The 16871-nt window shown below is 58.6% G+C and carries 11 protein-coding genes; 2 read left to right on the forward strand and 9 right to left on the reverse strand.

Translation table 11 applies throughout. The annotated features are described in order from the left end of the window. Positions 1-201 precede the first annotated feature (201 nt). Entirely contained in the window at positions 202-1872 is a 1671-nt protein-coding gene (gene pckA, locus PMW70_RS01410) for a phosphoenolpyruvate carboxykinase (ATP) (protein WP_271743664.1), read from the reverse strand. Positions 1873-2223: 351 nt separating this feature from the next. Here pckA and PMW70_RS01415 point away from each other — a divergent pair, with 351 nt between their 5' ends. After that, on the forward strand, positions 2224-3798 hold the full coding sequence (locus tag PMW70_RS01415; RefSeq protein ID WP_271743665.1) for a lipopolysaccharide biosynthesis protein: 1575 nt from the start codon (positions 2224-2226) through the stop codon (positions 3796-3798). Between the two features lie 195 nt (positions 3799-3993). Here PMW70_RS01415 and PMW70_RS01420 read toward each other — a convergent pair whose 3' ends face one another. Beyond that, complete coding sequence (locus PMW70_RS01420; protein WP_271743666.1) at positions 3994-4833, reverse strand: metallophosphoesterase; 840 nt, start codon at positions 4831-4833, stop codon at positions 3994-3996. Positions 4834-5157: 324 nt separating this feature from the next. Between PMW70_RS01420 and PMW70_RS01425 the strand changes: the two genes are divergently transcribed. Further along, the gene (locus tag PMW70_RS01425; protein WP_271743667.1) at positions 5158-6759 is read left to right on the forward strand and encodes a potassium/proton antiporter; all 1602 of its coding nucleotides are present in this window, start codon (positions 5158-5160) and stop codon (positions 6757-6759) included. Positions 6760-7404: 645 nt separating this feature from the next. Here the strand turns inward: PMW70_RS01425 and PMW70_RS01430 are convergent. The 7 genes from PMW70_RS01430 to PMW70_RS01460 form a co-directional block, all read right to left on the reverse strand. Further along, positions 7405-8079 carry a DUF3800 domain-containing protein gene (locus tag PMW70_RS01430; protein ID WP_271743668.1) on the reverse strand — a complete coding sequence of 225 codons (675 nt, stop codon included), beginning with the start codon at positions 8077-8079 and terminating at the stop codon, positions 7405-7407. Between the two features lie 155 nt (positions 8080-8234). Further along, positions 8235-8432: a hypothetical protein gene (locus PMW70_RS01435; protein WP_271743669.1), complete on the reverse strand. Its 198-nt coding sequence runs from the start codon at positions 8430-8432 to the stop codon at positions 8235-8237. A 27-nt stretch (positions 8433-8459) separates the two neighbouring features. After that, positions 8460-9812 (reverse strand): hypothetical protein, encoded by a 1353-nt coding sequence (locus tag PMW70_RS01440; protein WP_271743670.1) that lies wholly within the window; start codon positions 9810-9812, stop codon positions 8460-8462. A 93-nt stretch (positions 9813-9905) separates the two neighbouring features. Further along, positions 9906-12236, reverse strand: a complete 2331-nt coding sequence (brxL, locus tag PMW70_RS01445; RefSeq protein WP_271743671.1) for a protease Lon-related BREX system protein BrxL — start codon at positions 12234-12236, stop codon at positions 9906-9908. A gap of 11 nt (positions 12237-12247) precedes the next feature. Beyond that, positions 12248-14956: a BREX-1 system phosphatase PglZ type A gene (gene pglZ, locus PMW70_RS01450; RefSeq protein WP_271743672.1), complete on the reverse strand. Its 2709-nt coding sequence runs from the start codon at positions 14954-14956 to the stop codon at positions 12248-12250. 23 nt (positions 14957-14979) lie between these two features. Further along, positions 14980-15948, reverse strand: coding sequence for a BREX-1 system adenine-specific DNA-methyltransferase PglX (locus PMW70_RS01455; protein WP_271743673.1), 969 nt, complete (start codon positions 15946-15948; stop codon positions 14980-14982). Between the two features lie 214 nt (positions 15949-16162). After that, positions 16163-16864, reverse strand: coding sequence for a hypothetical protein (locus PMW70_RS01460; RefSeq protein WP_271743674.1), 702 nt, complete (start codon positions 16862-16864; stop codon positions 16163-16165). Positions 16865-16871: the final 7 nt, after the last annotated feature.

The following is a 16871-nucleotide window of genomic DNA, read 5'->3' on the forward strand; positions in this document are numbered from 1 at the left end:
CCACGCGAGCGCCTAAACAAAAAGCGCCCTTACGACGGCCACCTTCAAAGTCCTACGGTGCCGCCACAAGAGCGCTTACGCTGCCCCCATCCGGAGAAGGGGGCAATATGTCAGGCGTATTGTAACCCGAGTCATCCGCGCGAGTAAAACCACCACAAAGGTGCCTGTCCCCTTTATGGTGGTTTTGGGTCTGAAGCAACGCTAGTGTCGGAGTCCCAGCAGGCCGCGGCCGCGATGACGGGCGTCGGCGGGCACCTGAGCGTGCGGGCCGGCGGCCTTGACGGACTCGGGCAGGTGCGAGTACTTCTTCTCGAAATTCTCCTCGAACATCACGGCAAGATTGTGCGCGGCCTCGTCGTAGCGAGCGGTGCTCTGCCAATACTGGCGCGGCACCAAAATGCCGTCGGGCACGCCATGGCACGTGGTGGGAATGTCGACGTTAAAGATTTCGTCGTGCACGAACTCGCTGTCCTCGATGGTGCCGTCGAGGGCGCGCGCGACCAGGGCGCGCGTGTAGGCCAGCTCAATGCGATGACCCACGCCGTAGCCGCCGCCGATCCAGCCGGTGTTGACCAGATACACGCGCGTGCGGCCGTCGGCGATGCGCTCGCCGAGCATCTTGGCGTAGACCATGGGATCGAGCGGCATAAACGGCTCGCCGAACAGCGAAGAGAACGTGGGCGTGGGCTCGGTGACGCCGACCTCGGTGCCGGGAATCTTGGCGGTAAAGCCCGTCACAAAGTGGTACATGGCGGCGTCGGCCGTCAGGCGCGAGATGGGCGGCAGCACGCCAAAAGCGTCGCAGGTCAAAAACAGCACGACGCTCGGGGTGGTGCCCATGCCCTTGGTCCATGCGTTGGGGATGTGCTCTACCGGATAGGCCACGCGCGTATTGTGCGTGATCGAGACGTCATCGTAGTTAGGCTTGCGGCTCTCATCGAGCACCACGTTTTCGCAAATGGCGCCAAAGCGAACGGCGTTGAAGATCTCGGGCTCGTGGAACGCGTCCAGCCCCTCGCACTTGGCGTAGCAGCCGCCCTCGATGTTAAAGATGCCCATGTCGGACCAGCCATGCTCGTCGTCACCGATCAGCAGGCGCGTGGGGTTGGCCGAAAGCGTGGTCTTGCCCGTGCCCGAAAGGCCAAAGAACACGGCGGTCTCGTGCGTGACGGGGTCCATGCTGGCCGAGCAGTGCATGGGCAGCACATCGTCTTCGACGGGCAGCAGATAGTTCATAACGCTGAAAATGGACTTTTTGATCTCGCCGGAGTAGCCGGTGCCGGCGACCAGAATCACGCGCTCCTGGAAGTTGATGACCACGGCGGCGCTGGAGTTGAGGCCCTTGATGGCGGGATCGCACTGGTAGCCCGGCGCGGCGAGCACGCAGAAATCCGGCTCGCCGGTGCGCGCGATTTCGCGGGCGAGCGGGCGGGCGAGCATCTGCTTAATGAAGAGCGCCTGGCTGGCACGCTCGCAGGCGACAAGCAGACGGCGCGTGTGGTTGCGGTCGGCGCCGGCCATGCCGCGGGTGACGAACACATCGCGCTCGTTGAGATAGTCGACGATGCCGGCTTTGATGACCTCGTAGCTTTCGACGGACAGCGGGCGGTTGACGGCGCCCCGGGCAATCTTGTCGTGGACATCGGGGGTGTCAACGATAAAGCGGTCGTTGGGCGAACGTCCGGTACGCTCCCCCGTCTCGATCACGAGTGCGCCGTTGGAGGCCATACGGCCCTCTTCGCGGCGAATCGCATGCTCGACGAGCTCGGCTGCCGGCAGGTCGACCAGCAGGCGGGGTTGGTTCTCGGCGGGATCTTCGACCAGCGTAATGCCAAAGTTGGATAGAACTTCTGCAGGGGTAACACCAGGCATGGGGCCTCCTTTAAAAACGCGACACGTGGACGCGGCGCGCACTTTACTCACGTAAAGCCCGTTGTACCCGATATGCAAAAACGTTTTTGCGGCAAGGGCGAAGCGCCCGCCCAACGGTCAAAAATCGCACGCAAGCGGCCTAGTCATTGGGGACGTTCTTGAATGACTAGCTGTTGGGGACACTCTTGAACAGGCATCAACCAAGGAGTGCCCCTAGATGCCGGCACTTAGGGACGTTCCCAAAGTGCCGGCTACTGAATGGCGCCGCCGAAATTATTGAACAACCTGGTCAAAAACACGAGTCGATACCACCGCGGCTATACTAGAGCACAGCAATAGAAAGGAATCGTCTTGAGCATCACGCCCCTCGATAGCATCCGCCGCACCATCGCCCACCGCAACGGCGTCACCGACCCCACCGTATCGGGCGGGGCGCACGGGCAAGGCGGACGCATCGAGAACGGCCTGTTCCCCGCATCGCACACCGCCGAGGAGCTCGCACGAATCCAAGAGCTAAGCCAGCGTAACGCCGGCGGTCCCGACAGCAGCCAGGCCACACGCCGTCGCCGCGAGCGCGATCGCCAACCCGGCCCCATCCACCGCATGGTTAACGCATGGTGGAACCGCCTGCTCGGCGCTGTCTACGGCGGCGGCTTCTCCACGCAAGAAGCCGAGTACGAAGATCACGCCACCCGTCTCGACTACCTTTGGAATACCCTGGGCACCGCCGTATGGGGTTTCACGTTTCCCCTGCTCACCATTGTGTCCACGCAGCTTGTTGGCGCCGAGGAAGCCGGCAAGTTCTCCATCGCCTTTGTCACCGGCACGCTCATCATGATCGCGTGCAACTACGGCGTGCGCAACTTTCAGGTCTCGGACATCGACGAAAAAACCTCCTTCGCCTCCTACCAGCTCAACCGCTGGCTCTGCGGAGCGCTCGCGCTGGCATGCGGCCTCATGTACAGCAGCGCCCGCGGCTACGATGCGCAGATGGCGACGATCGGCCTGGGCGTCTACCTCTATAAGGTAATCGATGGCATCGCCGACGTGTACGAGGGCCGCCTGCAGCAGGCCGACAAGCTCTATTTGGCCGGCATGAGCCAAACGCTGCGTTCCGCCGGCGTCATCGCAGTCTTTAGCGTGGCGCTGTTCCTCACGCGCAGCATGCCCATCGCGGCTATGGCCATGGGTGTTACCGCGATTGCCTCGCTCGTGCTGGTCACCGCCCCGCTCGCCCTGCTCGAAACCGAAAAATCGCGCCGCGTGAGCCTGCGCGAGGCTGGCCACCTGTTTATCCAGTGCGCCCCGCTCTTTGGTGCGCTGTTCCTGTTCAACCTAATCGAGAGCATGCCCAAGTTCGTGATGGAAGGCACGCTGGCCTACAAATATCAGCTGTACTTTAATGCACTGTTCTTTCCGGCGCAGGCTATTTTGCTGAGCATCGGATTTATCTATAAACCGCAGCTTTTGCGTCTGTCGAGCATTTGGGCGAATCCGCGCAAGCGTCGCCGCTTTGACCTGATTATTGTTGCCGTTATGGCACTGATCGTGGTCATTACCGGAGCGTGCGCCGCATTTATGGCAGGCCCCGGCATTCCCCTCATGAGCTTTATGTACGGCCTCAACTTTGAGCGCTACCGCACATTGGCACTGCTAATGGTTGTCGCCGGCGGAGTCACCGCGGCAATCGACTTTATCTACGCCATCATCACGGTGTTGCGCCACGCTGGAGACGTCACCAAGATCTACCTGATCTGCTTTGCCGTAAGCGTGGTGCTCCCGGTGATCCTGATTAAGCTGCTGGGTCTGATGGGCGCTGTGGTGAGCTACCTAGCCATCATGGCCCTACTCCTGGTGCTACTGATTATCGAGTACGCCCACATCCGCCAGCGCATCGAACGCGATCGGAACCCGTACGGAGCCTAATTCGAATCAATTTGAAGAAAAGAAACGTCGATGTTTTGGCACCGACAGCGAGCAGTCTCGAAGTGCCCCAGGTTGGCGTGAAAGAGGAGCTACGCGTACTTCTGTACGCGAGCGACGGTTTGAGCGACAAGATGGGGTGCTTCGGGGCTGCGCAGCGTCAACGTGACCGCCGTTCGGTAGAACGGCGGAACAAGGTTATTCTCCAGGCTTGATATTTGCGTAGAACTCTGCACCATCATCCAGGCGCAGGATGCCGACGCGGCCGAACTCGGAGCCGGTGGCGGCGGCGCAGTCGATGTCGATGCGGTCGGGCACGCCGGCGGTGTCCTCGCCGCCCAGGCGCACGATCTGCCCGCGGCCCGACTCCTCATCGAGCCCCGCCAGGCCGCCGACCTCGCAATAACGCCCGAGCGACACCGTTGGCGTGTGGCCGCTCACCACGACCGGACCCTTGCCCTCGGCGGAAAGCAACCCCGTCGGCGCATCCCAATAGCCATGGCGAATCCACAACAGGTCATCGGACGACTGCACGGCAAGCATCTGCTGCAGTAGCTCGCGATCGGCATCCACTGCCCCCGCGCCATCGGCACAATCAACCCCATGTTCAAGCAAAAACGCCCGCGCCGCCTCGGTCTGGATGCCGGCATGTACCAGCAGGTACGGACGCTCGTCAGTCTCGGCCACCGCATAGAGCGGCAGCGTCGCCATCCAACGTACGAGCTCCTCGTACGCCTCAAATACCATATCGTTGAGCTGCTGGCGGGTAGTCCAACCGCCGTTGATATCCCATGTCTCGGCATCGAGCGGATCCTGGCCAATGATGGCGTCGAGCATGATCTGCTCGTGATTACCCTTGAGCACGCGCGCGTTGGGCAGCGAGCGCACGAGCTTAATAACGCCAACCGGATCGGGTCCGCGATCGATCATGTCACCCAGCACGTACAGCGTGTCGTCGGACGCCAGCGAAATCTTGGACAGGGCCTCGTCAAGCGCACGCACGTGCCCGTGAGCATCAGATGTCACATAGATCGCCATGGAACGCCTCTCTTTACTTGCGGCCGAAGCCCGGAGCCGCAACTAAAACTTCAAGTTGAACTTAAACGTTACCCATTGTACTCCGTTGCAATAAAGCTGGGAAGGGTTGCATACCGTCAACGGTCGCCAGCGCACGCCTGTCAACCCGCACCGCTCACGCCACGCCGTCTGGCCCAGCGCCCCGACCAGCGACGCTCGCATCGCAGCCTCGTGTCGAAAATGCGCATGCCCGCAATCCAGGCCCATAAACCCACCATCTTTGGGTACAAATAACCGCAGATAACTGACCGTGCCACGCCAACCACCCAGGAGCGGACACCATCCATGAACCAGATACTTCTCTTTATCGGCCTCGTCATTATTCTGTGCCTGACCATCAAACCCGTCGGCAAAAAGCTCCCCTTCCCCACCCTGCTCATCTTTATCGCACTCGGCATGCTACTGGGCGTCAACGGTCCGGCGCACATCGACTTTAGCGACTACGCGCTCACCGAAACCGTCTGCAGCACAGCGCTGCTGTTCATCATGTTCTACGGCGGCTTTAACACCAACATCGACCGTGCCAAACCCGTCGCCGTGCCCGCGGTGCTACTGAGCACGCTCGGCGTCGTCATCACCGCCGGCGTCACCGGTGCGTTCGCGCATTTTGTACTGGGCTTCGACTGGATCGGCGGCCTGCTGCTGGGATCAGTCGTGGCATCCACCGACGCGGCCAGCGTCTTTAGCGTGCTGCGCGAGCACAACCTGTCGCTAAAGGGCGGCACCGACTCGCTGCTCGAGGTCGAATCGGGCTCCAACGATCCCGTCGCCTACATGCTCACCGCGGTACTCGCCACCCTCGCAGCTGGCGGCGACATCAACATTCCCATACTGCTGGCAAAGCAAATCATCCTGGGTGTGGGCCTGGGCCTTGTCATCGGCTGGACATCCAGCCGCCTGATTGAGCGCGCGCACGCAACGGCTGAGGGTGCGCAGACCATCTTCTTGTTCGCCGTGGCAATCGTCGCCTACGCGCTGCCGAGCTATCTGGGCGGCAACGGCTTTTTGGCCGTGTACCTTGCCGGCATCGTGCTAGGCGCGAGCGACATCACCGGCAAGGTCGAGATGGCGCACTTCTTCGACACCCTCACCGAGATGGCCGAGATGACCATCTTCTTTTTGCTCGGCCTGCTCGTGACGCCCGCCCGCCTGCCGCAAATGCTGCTGCCGGGCCTGGCGCTCATGGCGTTTATGCTCTTTGTGAGCCGCCCCATCGCCGTCGGCCTGCTGCTAGCGCCCTTTAAGACGAACCCCCGCCAGGTCGCGCTCGTAAGCTGGGCGGGCCTGCGCGGCGCGGCTTCGGTCGTGTTTAGCCTCTTTGCCGTGGTGGCCGGTGTCCCCGGCGGTCACGACCTGTTTGACCTGGTGTTTGTGATTGCTGTGTCGAGCATTGTGGTGCAGGGCTCGCTGCTGCCGGCGGTGGCGAAGAAACTCGATATGATCGATGCAGAAGGCGACGTGCGCCGCACGTTTAACGACTACCGCGACGAGGACGGTATGTCATTCGTCAAGCTCAAGGTGGGCGCGGGCCATCCGTTTGCCGGGCGCTCGCTTGCCGATATTGGCAGCGTCACGGACATGCTGGTGGTCCTGGTGCTGCGCGACGGTGCGCACCCGGTGCTGCCCAACGGCGATACCGTCATCGAGGAAGGCGACCTTCTGGTTATGGCCGCGCCGACGTTTGAGGAACGTGCCGAGGTTACGCTGCGCGAGGTCACCGTGACTCCCCACGGTCGCTTAGCTGGACAGCGCCTGCGCGACGTGCCGCAAGGCAAGCACCCGTTTATCGTCGTGATGCTCAAGCGCGATGGTCAAACGATCATCCCCGACGGCAACACCCTCATATACGCCGGCGACGAAGCCGTCATCGCCACGCTGGCGTCGTAGCGGGCGGGGGTAGCTAAAAGAGACACATCCCGAATTGGCTACATTTGAGCATCAATCGCCCCGACAGGGGTCTCGTTGAGGACGGTTAGTGTCTCTCAAGACTAAGTGAGTAGGCTTTTGTCGAATCGCCGACCACGTCACCAAAGCACAAGTCTGTGACCTGCGGGTTTGTTGAAGAAAAGACTTCGGGTGCTCAGCATTTCCAAAAAAGCCTACTCACTTAGCCGGCGGGTGGCCATAATAGAACCGCCGCGACGTCGTTGGACTCCGTTGCGACGGTTTATCATGCATTTTCGCACAGCCGTGGGCACAAACACCCCGTCGCCCCATATGACAAAGGGGCAGTCCCTTTGTCACATTAAATAGAACTTCAGCAAGAAGCTGAGGAAAAAGAAGACCGAATGAGCCACCGCTCGCATCGCAACCATGGTATAAATGGATTGTGCTCCTTTATGGAGGGCAGTCAAGGGCCGGGGGATCCCCCCGGCATTTTTGTTTTTAGGTCAACAGGAAATCGAGCGAAACGTCTCGTGTAGACCCGACATGCGGTTTCTGTTATAAAGATGTCGGTACCCTCGAATAGAGGGGCCTCCAAGAGCCGGGGTCTTACCTCCGGCATTTTTTATGCAATACGAGGCCTGCCCATTAGACGACAGCCTTCTTTCTTATTTCTTTTAGTAAGCCTTTTTTAAACGCAGTACTACCACCAAAAAACTTCTGGTCAGTATTAGTCTGCTTATTCGCCTGATATTTCAGACTCGTGAACTCAATGGTACAGATATAGTCCGCAGCCTGAGCCAAATAGTAATCCGATGAAGTTGTCGGCTTATAGATAACTGCATTTTTAGCCAAAGCGTAATCGATTGCCTTGTGAAGCGCACTCGAAACCGAACCCTGTCCTCCGTCGTAGTAAATCTTCACAGCATCAAACTGCTGAAACCAACTCAAATTTTCGAATATGAAATCGATGATTTCACGCCGCATCGCATCAGCGATCTGTTTGAGAGTTCGATGCCGATGCGTCTTGAATACAAACACCTTGTACGAGATGGGCAGATGTCGAAACATAACTCGAAATAGTGAAAACAGCCTTTTTCTCTCACTGATGTCCAAGTCCTTGAACTGATCTTTTCCATTCATGAGAGGAGAAGCATGGAACGGAAGGAGCGGCAATCCGCTATCGGCTACCGCCCTTTCATATTTCTCTATTCCCTCAGCGATGGGAATATTTTGTTCATGAAAAACAAAGGCAACCAGATAGTATTTTTCACGAAGATCATCGCTTCCAGATTCATCAATAAAGATACTCAGCTCTCGCATGGGCAATCCTTAATAAAAAAGCCGGGGAAAACGTCCCCGGCACTTGGAAGCCCTCTCTTAAGAGATGACCACCTAATTTATACCATGAAGTTGGATGTATATTCAAGCATGAGTATAAGATACAAACATATGTTCGTCAATAGCAAAGGTGACCATCATTCAGCGTCGCCATCGACAGCAAAGTCGCGGAGGTCGAGGCCTTCGCGCTCGGCTCGGGCTAGCAGCTCTTGGGGCGACTCGTCCTCGATATCCACTACGTCGAGCATGGCAGCCGGAAGGCCCACGCCGGCTGCACTCCCCGCACGGTCGAGCAAACCCTCGCGCAGCTGGTCAACATCAACATCGATCTTCATGGTGAAACCCCCTACCGGATCAGACCCCTACTCACCAGCGTCAAGCACTTCCACAGCAGCAACAAAAGCCGCCACCTGCTTGTCGTCCATCTGCATGGCCAAACGGCCCACGGGCTCATCGTAGGCAAACTGTACTTTATCGATAAAGCAATCCCAGGCACGCTCATCCACACGCACAGCGGCCTCGCAATACTGGCTGAGCTTTTTGAGTCCATACCAAAACGCATTCACATGGCGCGCAGGATCCTCGTCCAGCACACCATCGTAGCGCCGTCCGTTAAACTCACGCATGCGCGCCACGGCAACCTCGAGCGAGTCGCCGCCGTCGGCCGAAGCCTCGTCCACAAGCTCGGGAATCGCAACTTCGCGCCGAACATTGTGCCTGGTAGCACCGTCGTACTCGCCCACCAATACGTCTTCGTCAAGTCGATCATCGTAGTCGAAATAACTACTGCCGCGGCAAATCCCATGCGGCGAACCGGCACCAAAGGCACAGAACAACCCGCCGTCGGCAACAACGCGCCTATAGGTCTCAAACGACTTCTTTACCTGAGCGAGCAACTCGGAAAGCTCCCCGGCATCGCACCCCGTCCCGCACGCAACGCGAGCAGACTCCGGCAACGATACCGGCTTCACCGTGCTCCCTGCAACACGGGCAGCGCGCTCGGCCCGATACGCTTGGGCTGCCAAGCGCGCTCGCTGCGCAGCGCCGCGCACATTAGTAAGCTCGCACTCAAGCGCCACATCGCCAGCCACATCGCTCGCAAACGCGTCAGCACCCTGCGGGCCAGTCGCGCTCAGCTCGGACTCAAACGTCGCTGCGATCATGCCCGCAAGGTCCGTCGCATCGGCGGCACAACGCAACTGCTCCAGCTGCGTACACAGCAGGTCGGCATCCAAAGGCACGGCATCCACAACGCGCACGTCACTCAGACGCGCTGCGCCCTGCAACACCAAAGCCCCCGCAGCATCGTATGCCGCACGAACCCTGTCCGCCGTATTGGCACGCAGCTTTACCTCGATAAACGCAAGCGTCTGCTCCAAGCGGGCCAACAGCTCGGCCTTGTCCTCCATACGCAAAAAGGCAGCGTAGCGCCGCTCCATCTGCAACGGGCCCACAACGCCTACCTGCTTGCGAGCGCGCGCAAGAGATTCAAATTCAACGCGGCGTACATACCCGTCAACGGCCCGTACGGCAGACTCACGCGCAGCACGCTCGGCAGCCTCGACACCCTCGATCACGCCCAACAACTCGCGGGAGCGCGCCTTGCGCAATAACTCCCCGCGATCGTACTGCTCAAGCGCCGTCTGACGCTTGGCTACCGACTCAAAGCCAAAGAGCTCATCGAGCAGCTCGCCAACAGAACGTTCTTCCGCCATGGCAAGGCCTCCTCACGCGCAGCGCGCCAACATGCCCGCGGGCTCACGTGCGCATCAAACGCCTCGCGCACGCAAGCCCACACGCTCGCATCCCTATAGATCTAGCGCCTTCTTCGCGGCATCAACCGGGTCGCCATCCATGTAGAACACCGGGCTCAAGCCCGAGATAATCTCGGACGGCACGCTCTGCAGGCCCGCGATGGCGCTCAGCGGCAAAATCACGCGCTTGGCGCCGGCGTTTTTGGCCACGCGCATAATGTCCTCGAGCCCGCGGATCTCGTCCATAGAGCCCGACATGCGCAAGATTCCCGGAACCGCCAGCGCGGACATCACCGGGCGGTTGCACGCCGCGGAGCACAGGCCCACAAACTCGGCGAGCGACACTTCTTCGGACAGGCCCTTGCTCTGCAGGTCGTTATAGAACAGCAGATAATCCTTGGAGCCAATGTGCATGCCCGGCGCCACGCGGTTCGCCAGGTTCACAAAGTTGTCGAACGCGGCCTCCAGCGTATCGCGCACCGGCTTGTTAAAGGCCACGCCCTCGTGCTTAAACTTGCACTCGCCAGCAACGGCCTTGTTCTCCAGCTTGTACACGGCGACCTCGCCGCCCTGCGATCTGCCCACGCCAAACACATGGCCGGACAACAGCGGCCCGTCGGGAATCAGCGTGTCCTCGCTCTGCTCGGGCACGCGCACCACGTGCACGTCCTGCGGGTTGTCGGCATCCATATAGCCCAGGTTAACGTCGATAAACTCAACGCCCGCCATAATCTTGAGCTGCTCCTTTACGCGGCGACGGCCCTCGATGGCGTAGTCCAGCAACCAGCGCACGTCGTCCTTGTCCATGGCCTCGTCGGGGAACAGCAGCTTGGCCAGGCCGCTAAAGGTCTTGCGCACGGCGATCTCGTCTCGCTTGTTAAAGTCGCTGTTAAAGCGGAAGTAACGGTCGATATGATGCGTAAAGTCCTTGCGGCGCATCTCCTTGCAAAACTCCGACAGGCAGTCGGTGATTAAGCCGTAATGCCCGGTCAGCAGGCTCGAACGCATCTTGGGAATCTCCCAGCCCGGCAGGTAATAGTGGATACGGTCGAAGAAGGCCGAATCGTTGTTAAACTCCGGCGGGAACGGATCAAACAGGTGCGTGGTCTTAAGGACGTTTTGCACGGTGTCGTTGATGTTGCCCTCAAAAACCATGGAGGCATCGGCGTTAATCTGGTCGCGGCCGCGCGCGTAGCTGCCACTCGCCATATAGTCCTTCATGATCTGCACGGCGTTGGTGTCCTTAAAGCGCATGCCGGCGACCTCGTCGAACGTCACGCAATCCCAATGGCCCACCAGGCCCACGCGATCGGCGCGCATGGAGTTCATACGGCCGAACAGGTTGGCCGTAGTGGTCTGGCCGCCCGAAAGCAAGATGGCATAGGGCGAGACCTCTTTGTAGATATGGCTCTTGCCGGTGCCACGGGGACCCAACTCGCACAGATTGTAATTGCGCTCGATCAGCGGCACCATGCGCTCGATAAAGTGCAGGCGCTCCTTCTCCGAAAGCTCGCTGGGCTCATAGCCGGCAGAGCGCAGCAGCATGTTGAGCCACTCGTCGCGCGAGAAATACTGGCGCTCGTCGATCATGGCCTCCAGGTCCAGGTTGGGCATCTGGATGGGCGTGAGCGACGCCACGCTAAACGGAGAGTCCTCGGGTCCGCGCTTTTTGCGCTTGGCCTTGGAGCGGCGCGGCGCATCGTCGCCAAAGACTTCCATGCCAAACTCGTCTTCCTCTTCCATGGGACGACGATACTCGATGCTCATAATGCACCAAATACCACCCTGGAGAATCTTGGAATAGTCGCGCACGTACTCGGCCGGCATCACAAACGGCTCAATAGTCAGATTGGCAAACGACGCCACGTAGATGTCTTTGTATTCGTCGAGCTTGGCCGTCACCTTATCGATAATGGTAAAGCGACCCAGCTCGCGAATCTTGGACTTGATGCGCTCGGACTCGTCGGGACGCACGTAGTTATCGGTGAGGATCTTGCGGATGCGCTCCAGGCCCTCCGCCACGGCGTCCTCGTCATCGGTTGAGCAGTACATGCCCAGCAGGTACTCCAGCACAAAGGTGGGCACGTTGGCACCACGCTTCATAAGGGCCGTGAGGTCCTTGCGCACGATCTTGCCGCCAAAGTGCTCGAGCAGCTTGCCGTCCAGTCCATCCATGTCGTAACCGTCGTCCTCGGGAGCCTCGGCCACGGCCTGGACATAGTCATCGGTCGAGGGCTCGTCCTCGGCAGGCGCCACAGCCTCGGCGGGCGCAGCAGCCACGGCCTCTGGGGCAGGCACAGCCTCCACCGCGGGCACAGCCTCCACCGGCACATTCACATCAATCGAGGGAACTTCCCACAGATCGTCGTCGTGACTATCAAACATAGGGCACACTCCTAAAAACCAAAGTCAGCAACAGGGGCAAACGAAACAGCGATGGTGTACGTCTCGCGCCAAACGATCTTGCCCGTCTCGCGCTCACGGCAGACCAGATAGTACGGACCCTTGGCCGAGAATCCATCCGCCGCACGCAACGCAAACTTGGCATGCACAACGCGCTCCTGCGAGTTAACAGAAGTCTTGTTGGCATGCGCCTTAACCGTATCGCTCACCTCGTTGCCGCTTGCATCGGTAAACACCAGCTCGTACTCGCACGGCAAGACCTTGCCTTGGGCGGGTTCTTCCTGGATCAAGTTGACCGAGAAGAGCGAGTTGGTCACTCGACGCCCCTCACTCAGTACGCGCAGCGTCGCCGCGCGCGTATCGACAAAGTCCTTGGAACCCGAGCGCGCACGCCAAAATCCGATAACGGGCACGCAGAGCTCCTGCAGGCTCATGCCGCCGTGGACGTAGTTGTTAGTGCCGCCGGGACGCTTGAAGTGCACGTTCTCGCGCGGAGCAAATCCCTCAAAACCGGCACCCAAACGTCCCATGCCAACATTAACAAACACCTCGCATGCCTCTTCCGAAAGCTTGGCCACGGCCTCGTTGGGCACCACCAGATGACGCTTGCCGTGCATGACAGGAGCGTCAAGGAAGGGAAGGTCTGGCTTGCCGAGCATCTGGCACTCGCTGAGCTCCCGACACGTGTAGATAAAGCCGTGGTCCGCCGTTATAACAACACGCGCGCCCGGGGCGTCGGTGCACACGCGACGCGCCAACGTGGCAAGTTCCTCCACGGTGTCCGCACAGGCATCGAAGACGTCATCCTGCGTAGCGGCCTTCTCGCCCGTAGCATCAATCTTGTTGTGGTAGAGAAAAACGAGCTTGGAGTCCTTGAGCAGTGCCTTGCGCTCGGTTCCCGCCATGTTGAGGTATGCGCTCGAGCGCAAAGCGCGGGCCGTGGGCTCAACGTGGGTAAGTACGGCCTCGCGCTGCGGAGTCGTCGCAGTGGGCATGCCGTCAGCCAACACAAGCGAGCCATCCGCTGCAAGTTCAAGCGCTTGGTGCGGCAGCAGCGCGGGCATGCCCACCTCGGTGATGGAGGGAAAGACCGCCTGCATGCTAGAAACCTTGACGTTACCGCCGCGCTCGCGCTCGAGAAGCGCCGCGACGTCACGGGCCACCTCATAGCGCAGCGCGTCGCCTACGATAACGACCGTCGTTTTGGCAGAACCCACAAAGGTGGGCAGCACGTGCCAGTAGAACTCATCCTGTCGTTCGGGACCCTCGATATAGCCGCAATCGGCCCACTCCCCTTGCGCAGCGGATGCCCAGCATGCATTGGCATCGGCCAAGAACCAGTTACTGTAGAGATTCTCCGCCCAGTCCACTACGGCTCGGGCAGGCTCCTCGAGCACATCGCACTCGATGGAGCGTGCCCGCAAATACGCGGCGCACATATGGCGATAGGCAGCGTCCATGGCATACCAATCGGACGCGTAGGCATCCCACACCTGCTGGGGCTGCGCCAGATGGAACCCGCCCGCGTGCGCCTGCCTAAACGCGCACATATCGGCCACAGCGACAAGCAGGTCAAAGTAGCTCTCGACACGGCGGTACCAGCTTAGGTCGCAGCGACGCGCCGCAAAGGCGCGCGCATCTGCAACACGGTCCGCGCCCTGAGCAAACGAGCAGAACAGCTGCGAGAGCACAGCCTCATTGACGCACGGGAACACATCAAGCGAGGTCAGCACATCGATCGACAGGGCCTCAAACCGTGTAAAGAGCCCGCGGGCATCCTCCACCAAACGGCAAATCTCAAATAAATCCTCGCTCGACGCCTGAGCATCGGCAGTCTGGTCCCACGCACGCACCGCCTCAAGGCAATAGGGGCCGTATGCGGGAACCACATAGCTTTCGAGTCCCTTGAGCGCCCCCTCGGGAAGCGCGGTGGATGCCGCCGTGATGAGCACATGGGATGCCAGCGCAAGCAGCGAATCACGCTCATACAGCGGCCCCTCAAACCCATAGCAACGCAAAATGAAGGCAGAGAGGACATCGCGCACGCAGTAATTGTCCGCCAACTCGGCCAGTGCATCGGGGCCCTCATGCAGCAGCGTGGTCATGCAACCGCGCAGCACAAACGCGGGCCGCGCGTCGCCAGGCTCTTTACCGCCAAAAATCACCGTAAGGATGCCGAGTTCGATATCGGATGCGCCCGAGGCATGCGGAACACACGCGGCAAACTTAGCGCAGCGGGTCTTGGCATCAAAGAACGTCTTGTGCTCGCGCAGACTCTCGCGCACGGCGTCAATATTCTCGATACCCAGCTGATCGGCCAAAAGTGAAAGATAGTCAGCCTGGAACTGATCGGCATACAGCTCAACATCGGCAAGCCAATCACCCTCAAGCCTGCCGCGCGGACAACGGCGATACAACAAGATATCGTTCGCAAGGTCATCGCGGTTGATAAGCTTCTTAACGGCAAACATGCGGCCCTCGCAGGCCCCAACAAACCGCACCGGACGCTCAAAGTCACCGTGGGCGGGCATAACGCCATCATCGGCCCCCGCGCCGTCGAAACCCTCGGCAGCCAATCGCTCAAACTCATGGGCAAACTCGCCGTCCGCATCGTGCCAAATCACCACACGGCGCAGCATACATGCGGGCAACGGCTGCAAAAAACGCAGCTTGAGCTGTTCTTCTACATCGATCTTGGGCATGAATATCCTTACCGTAATTGCAGTTACTTAATCTTTGCCAGCACATCCTGAAACTTGGCGTAGTTGACCTTGACGCCGTCATCCAGGTCAATCTTGATCATCTGGTCTGCCAAGTGGTGCAGCTTCTCTTCGTAGGCAATGGTCTCTTTAAGCTGGTCATTGAGCTTTTTGACGCGCTTATCCAAACGCACGCGCTCGCCGCGCTCGGCACTGGCAAGAGCATCGTTGGCATAGCCGATCTGGGCACGATAGCGCTCCTGCTGCTCATGCACATAGTCGGTGCGGATGCGAGCCAACAGGTCGGGCTGATATCGATGCATGTAAACAAGGCACTTGAAGCCGTTCTTCTTGCCGCTGTCGAACAGCCAGTAGATGGGGCGTTTCTTATAGGTCTGGCAGTGGTCCTTAAAGAAGTCCTTCAAAAAGTAGGTGCGGATTACCTCGCGCGAGGTACCCTTGCCGCCGAGTGCCCCGGCAATAAAGGCCAGGTTCTGCTCGAACGTCTCCTCGCCGTACACGGTGCGCACAAAGTCGATAAAGTAGCGCACGATGTCATCGTCAAAGTACTCGTCGTCGGTGATGGGCAGTACGTTGTCGGCATCGGGCATAAAGGTCACGTGATCGGGATCGGGCATCTTGGCCAGATAGTCGTCGACCGTGGCGCCCTGATCGGCCAGGACCAGCCCGTCCACATCCAACGAATAGCGGCCAAACATGCAGCCCACGGCATAGCTTATGAGCGAGGTGATCTCGTCGCGCTTAGTGCGCACGTATTTGTTGCCCTTATAGCTCTCGGGAATCTCGTCGGCGGTATCAAAGATGCGCGCCACCGAGACGTACTTATCCTCGACCTCGATGGGCACTTCGCCCTCCATGTTGTAGATCTTGGCAAAGATTCGGTTGAGCTCTTCCTCGTTGGCGCGAAGCTGCTCAAAGCGAGCATTGACCTCGGCCTTGCGAGCCTCGTATTTATCTTGAAGTAAAGTGGGCATCGTAGACCGCCTCTCTATTAGTCGAAATTTCGGAAGGGGAATGCGCGTGGCTTTTTAGAGTTAATGAATAAACTCTCTCCATTAGATTTCAATAAACCTAAAACAGCTCGGCTAACGGACACATTGTTATTGCGCCAAACGACCCAAGGCCAAAGAGCGTTAAGATTCGCGGATGTCAAGCCGCGAAGGGCGTCGCATCGAGCAAAGCAAACAACTATTCGATATCTTTTGAAAAGAAAAGCGTTGAACATAAAGTCCAATATTTACCAGGACGAGAAAACGAGTAATTTAATACCCAATTAGTCCCATCAGAGGCAACAACTTCAAACGATAAAAAGGTGCCTTTTCCCCAAGAAGCGCCTGATTTGGAACTGGTAGTTTCCGCTTTGAAATCATCGAAATCCTCCTTCGATAACTCAAAGACTTCAGAAGCGAATGGTTGAACGCTGCGCTTTCTATCAAGTCCGCAAACTTTGACGACATCAAATGCGACCAGGCATTTACTATCAATACGAACACCAGCGAGTTCTTTATTTTCGTTTCTGAAGCTCGAGACGTTAAACACAGGCTTGCACCGATTCATTTCATCCTGCCTGTCCTTATCTTTTTGAATCTGCCAGATATAGAAACCAGAAGCGAGTCCCAAAACAACGCCCCAGAACGTTAAAACATCACTTGCTGAAATTACAGGAATACAGGGGCCGGCTGAATAAACAAGCTGAAGCAAAACGGGAAGCGCGAGCATGAGAAAAATAAGAACAGAGGCATAATTTTGCTTAATCAAATAATTTAATTGTTTTTTAGTCCGCACTTTGTTCTTCGCAGCGCGAATGGAATCAAAATAAATGAACAGCCAAAGCGCGGCAAATAAGAGCAGAAGCCCTATTGACGGTAAAAGCCAATTCCAATAACTCATACAAACC

The organism is Collinsella aerofaciens, from assembly GCF_028209625.1.
Taxonomy (GTDB): Bacteria; Actinomycetota; Coriobacteriia; order Coriobacteriales; family Coriobacteriaceae; genus Collinsella; species Collinsella aerofaciens_AM.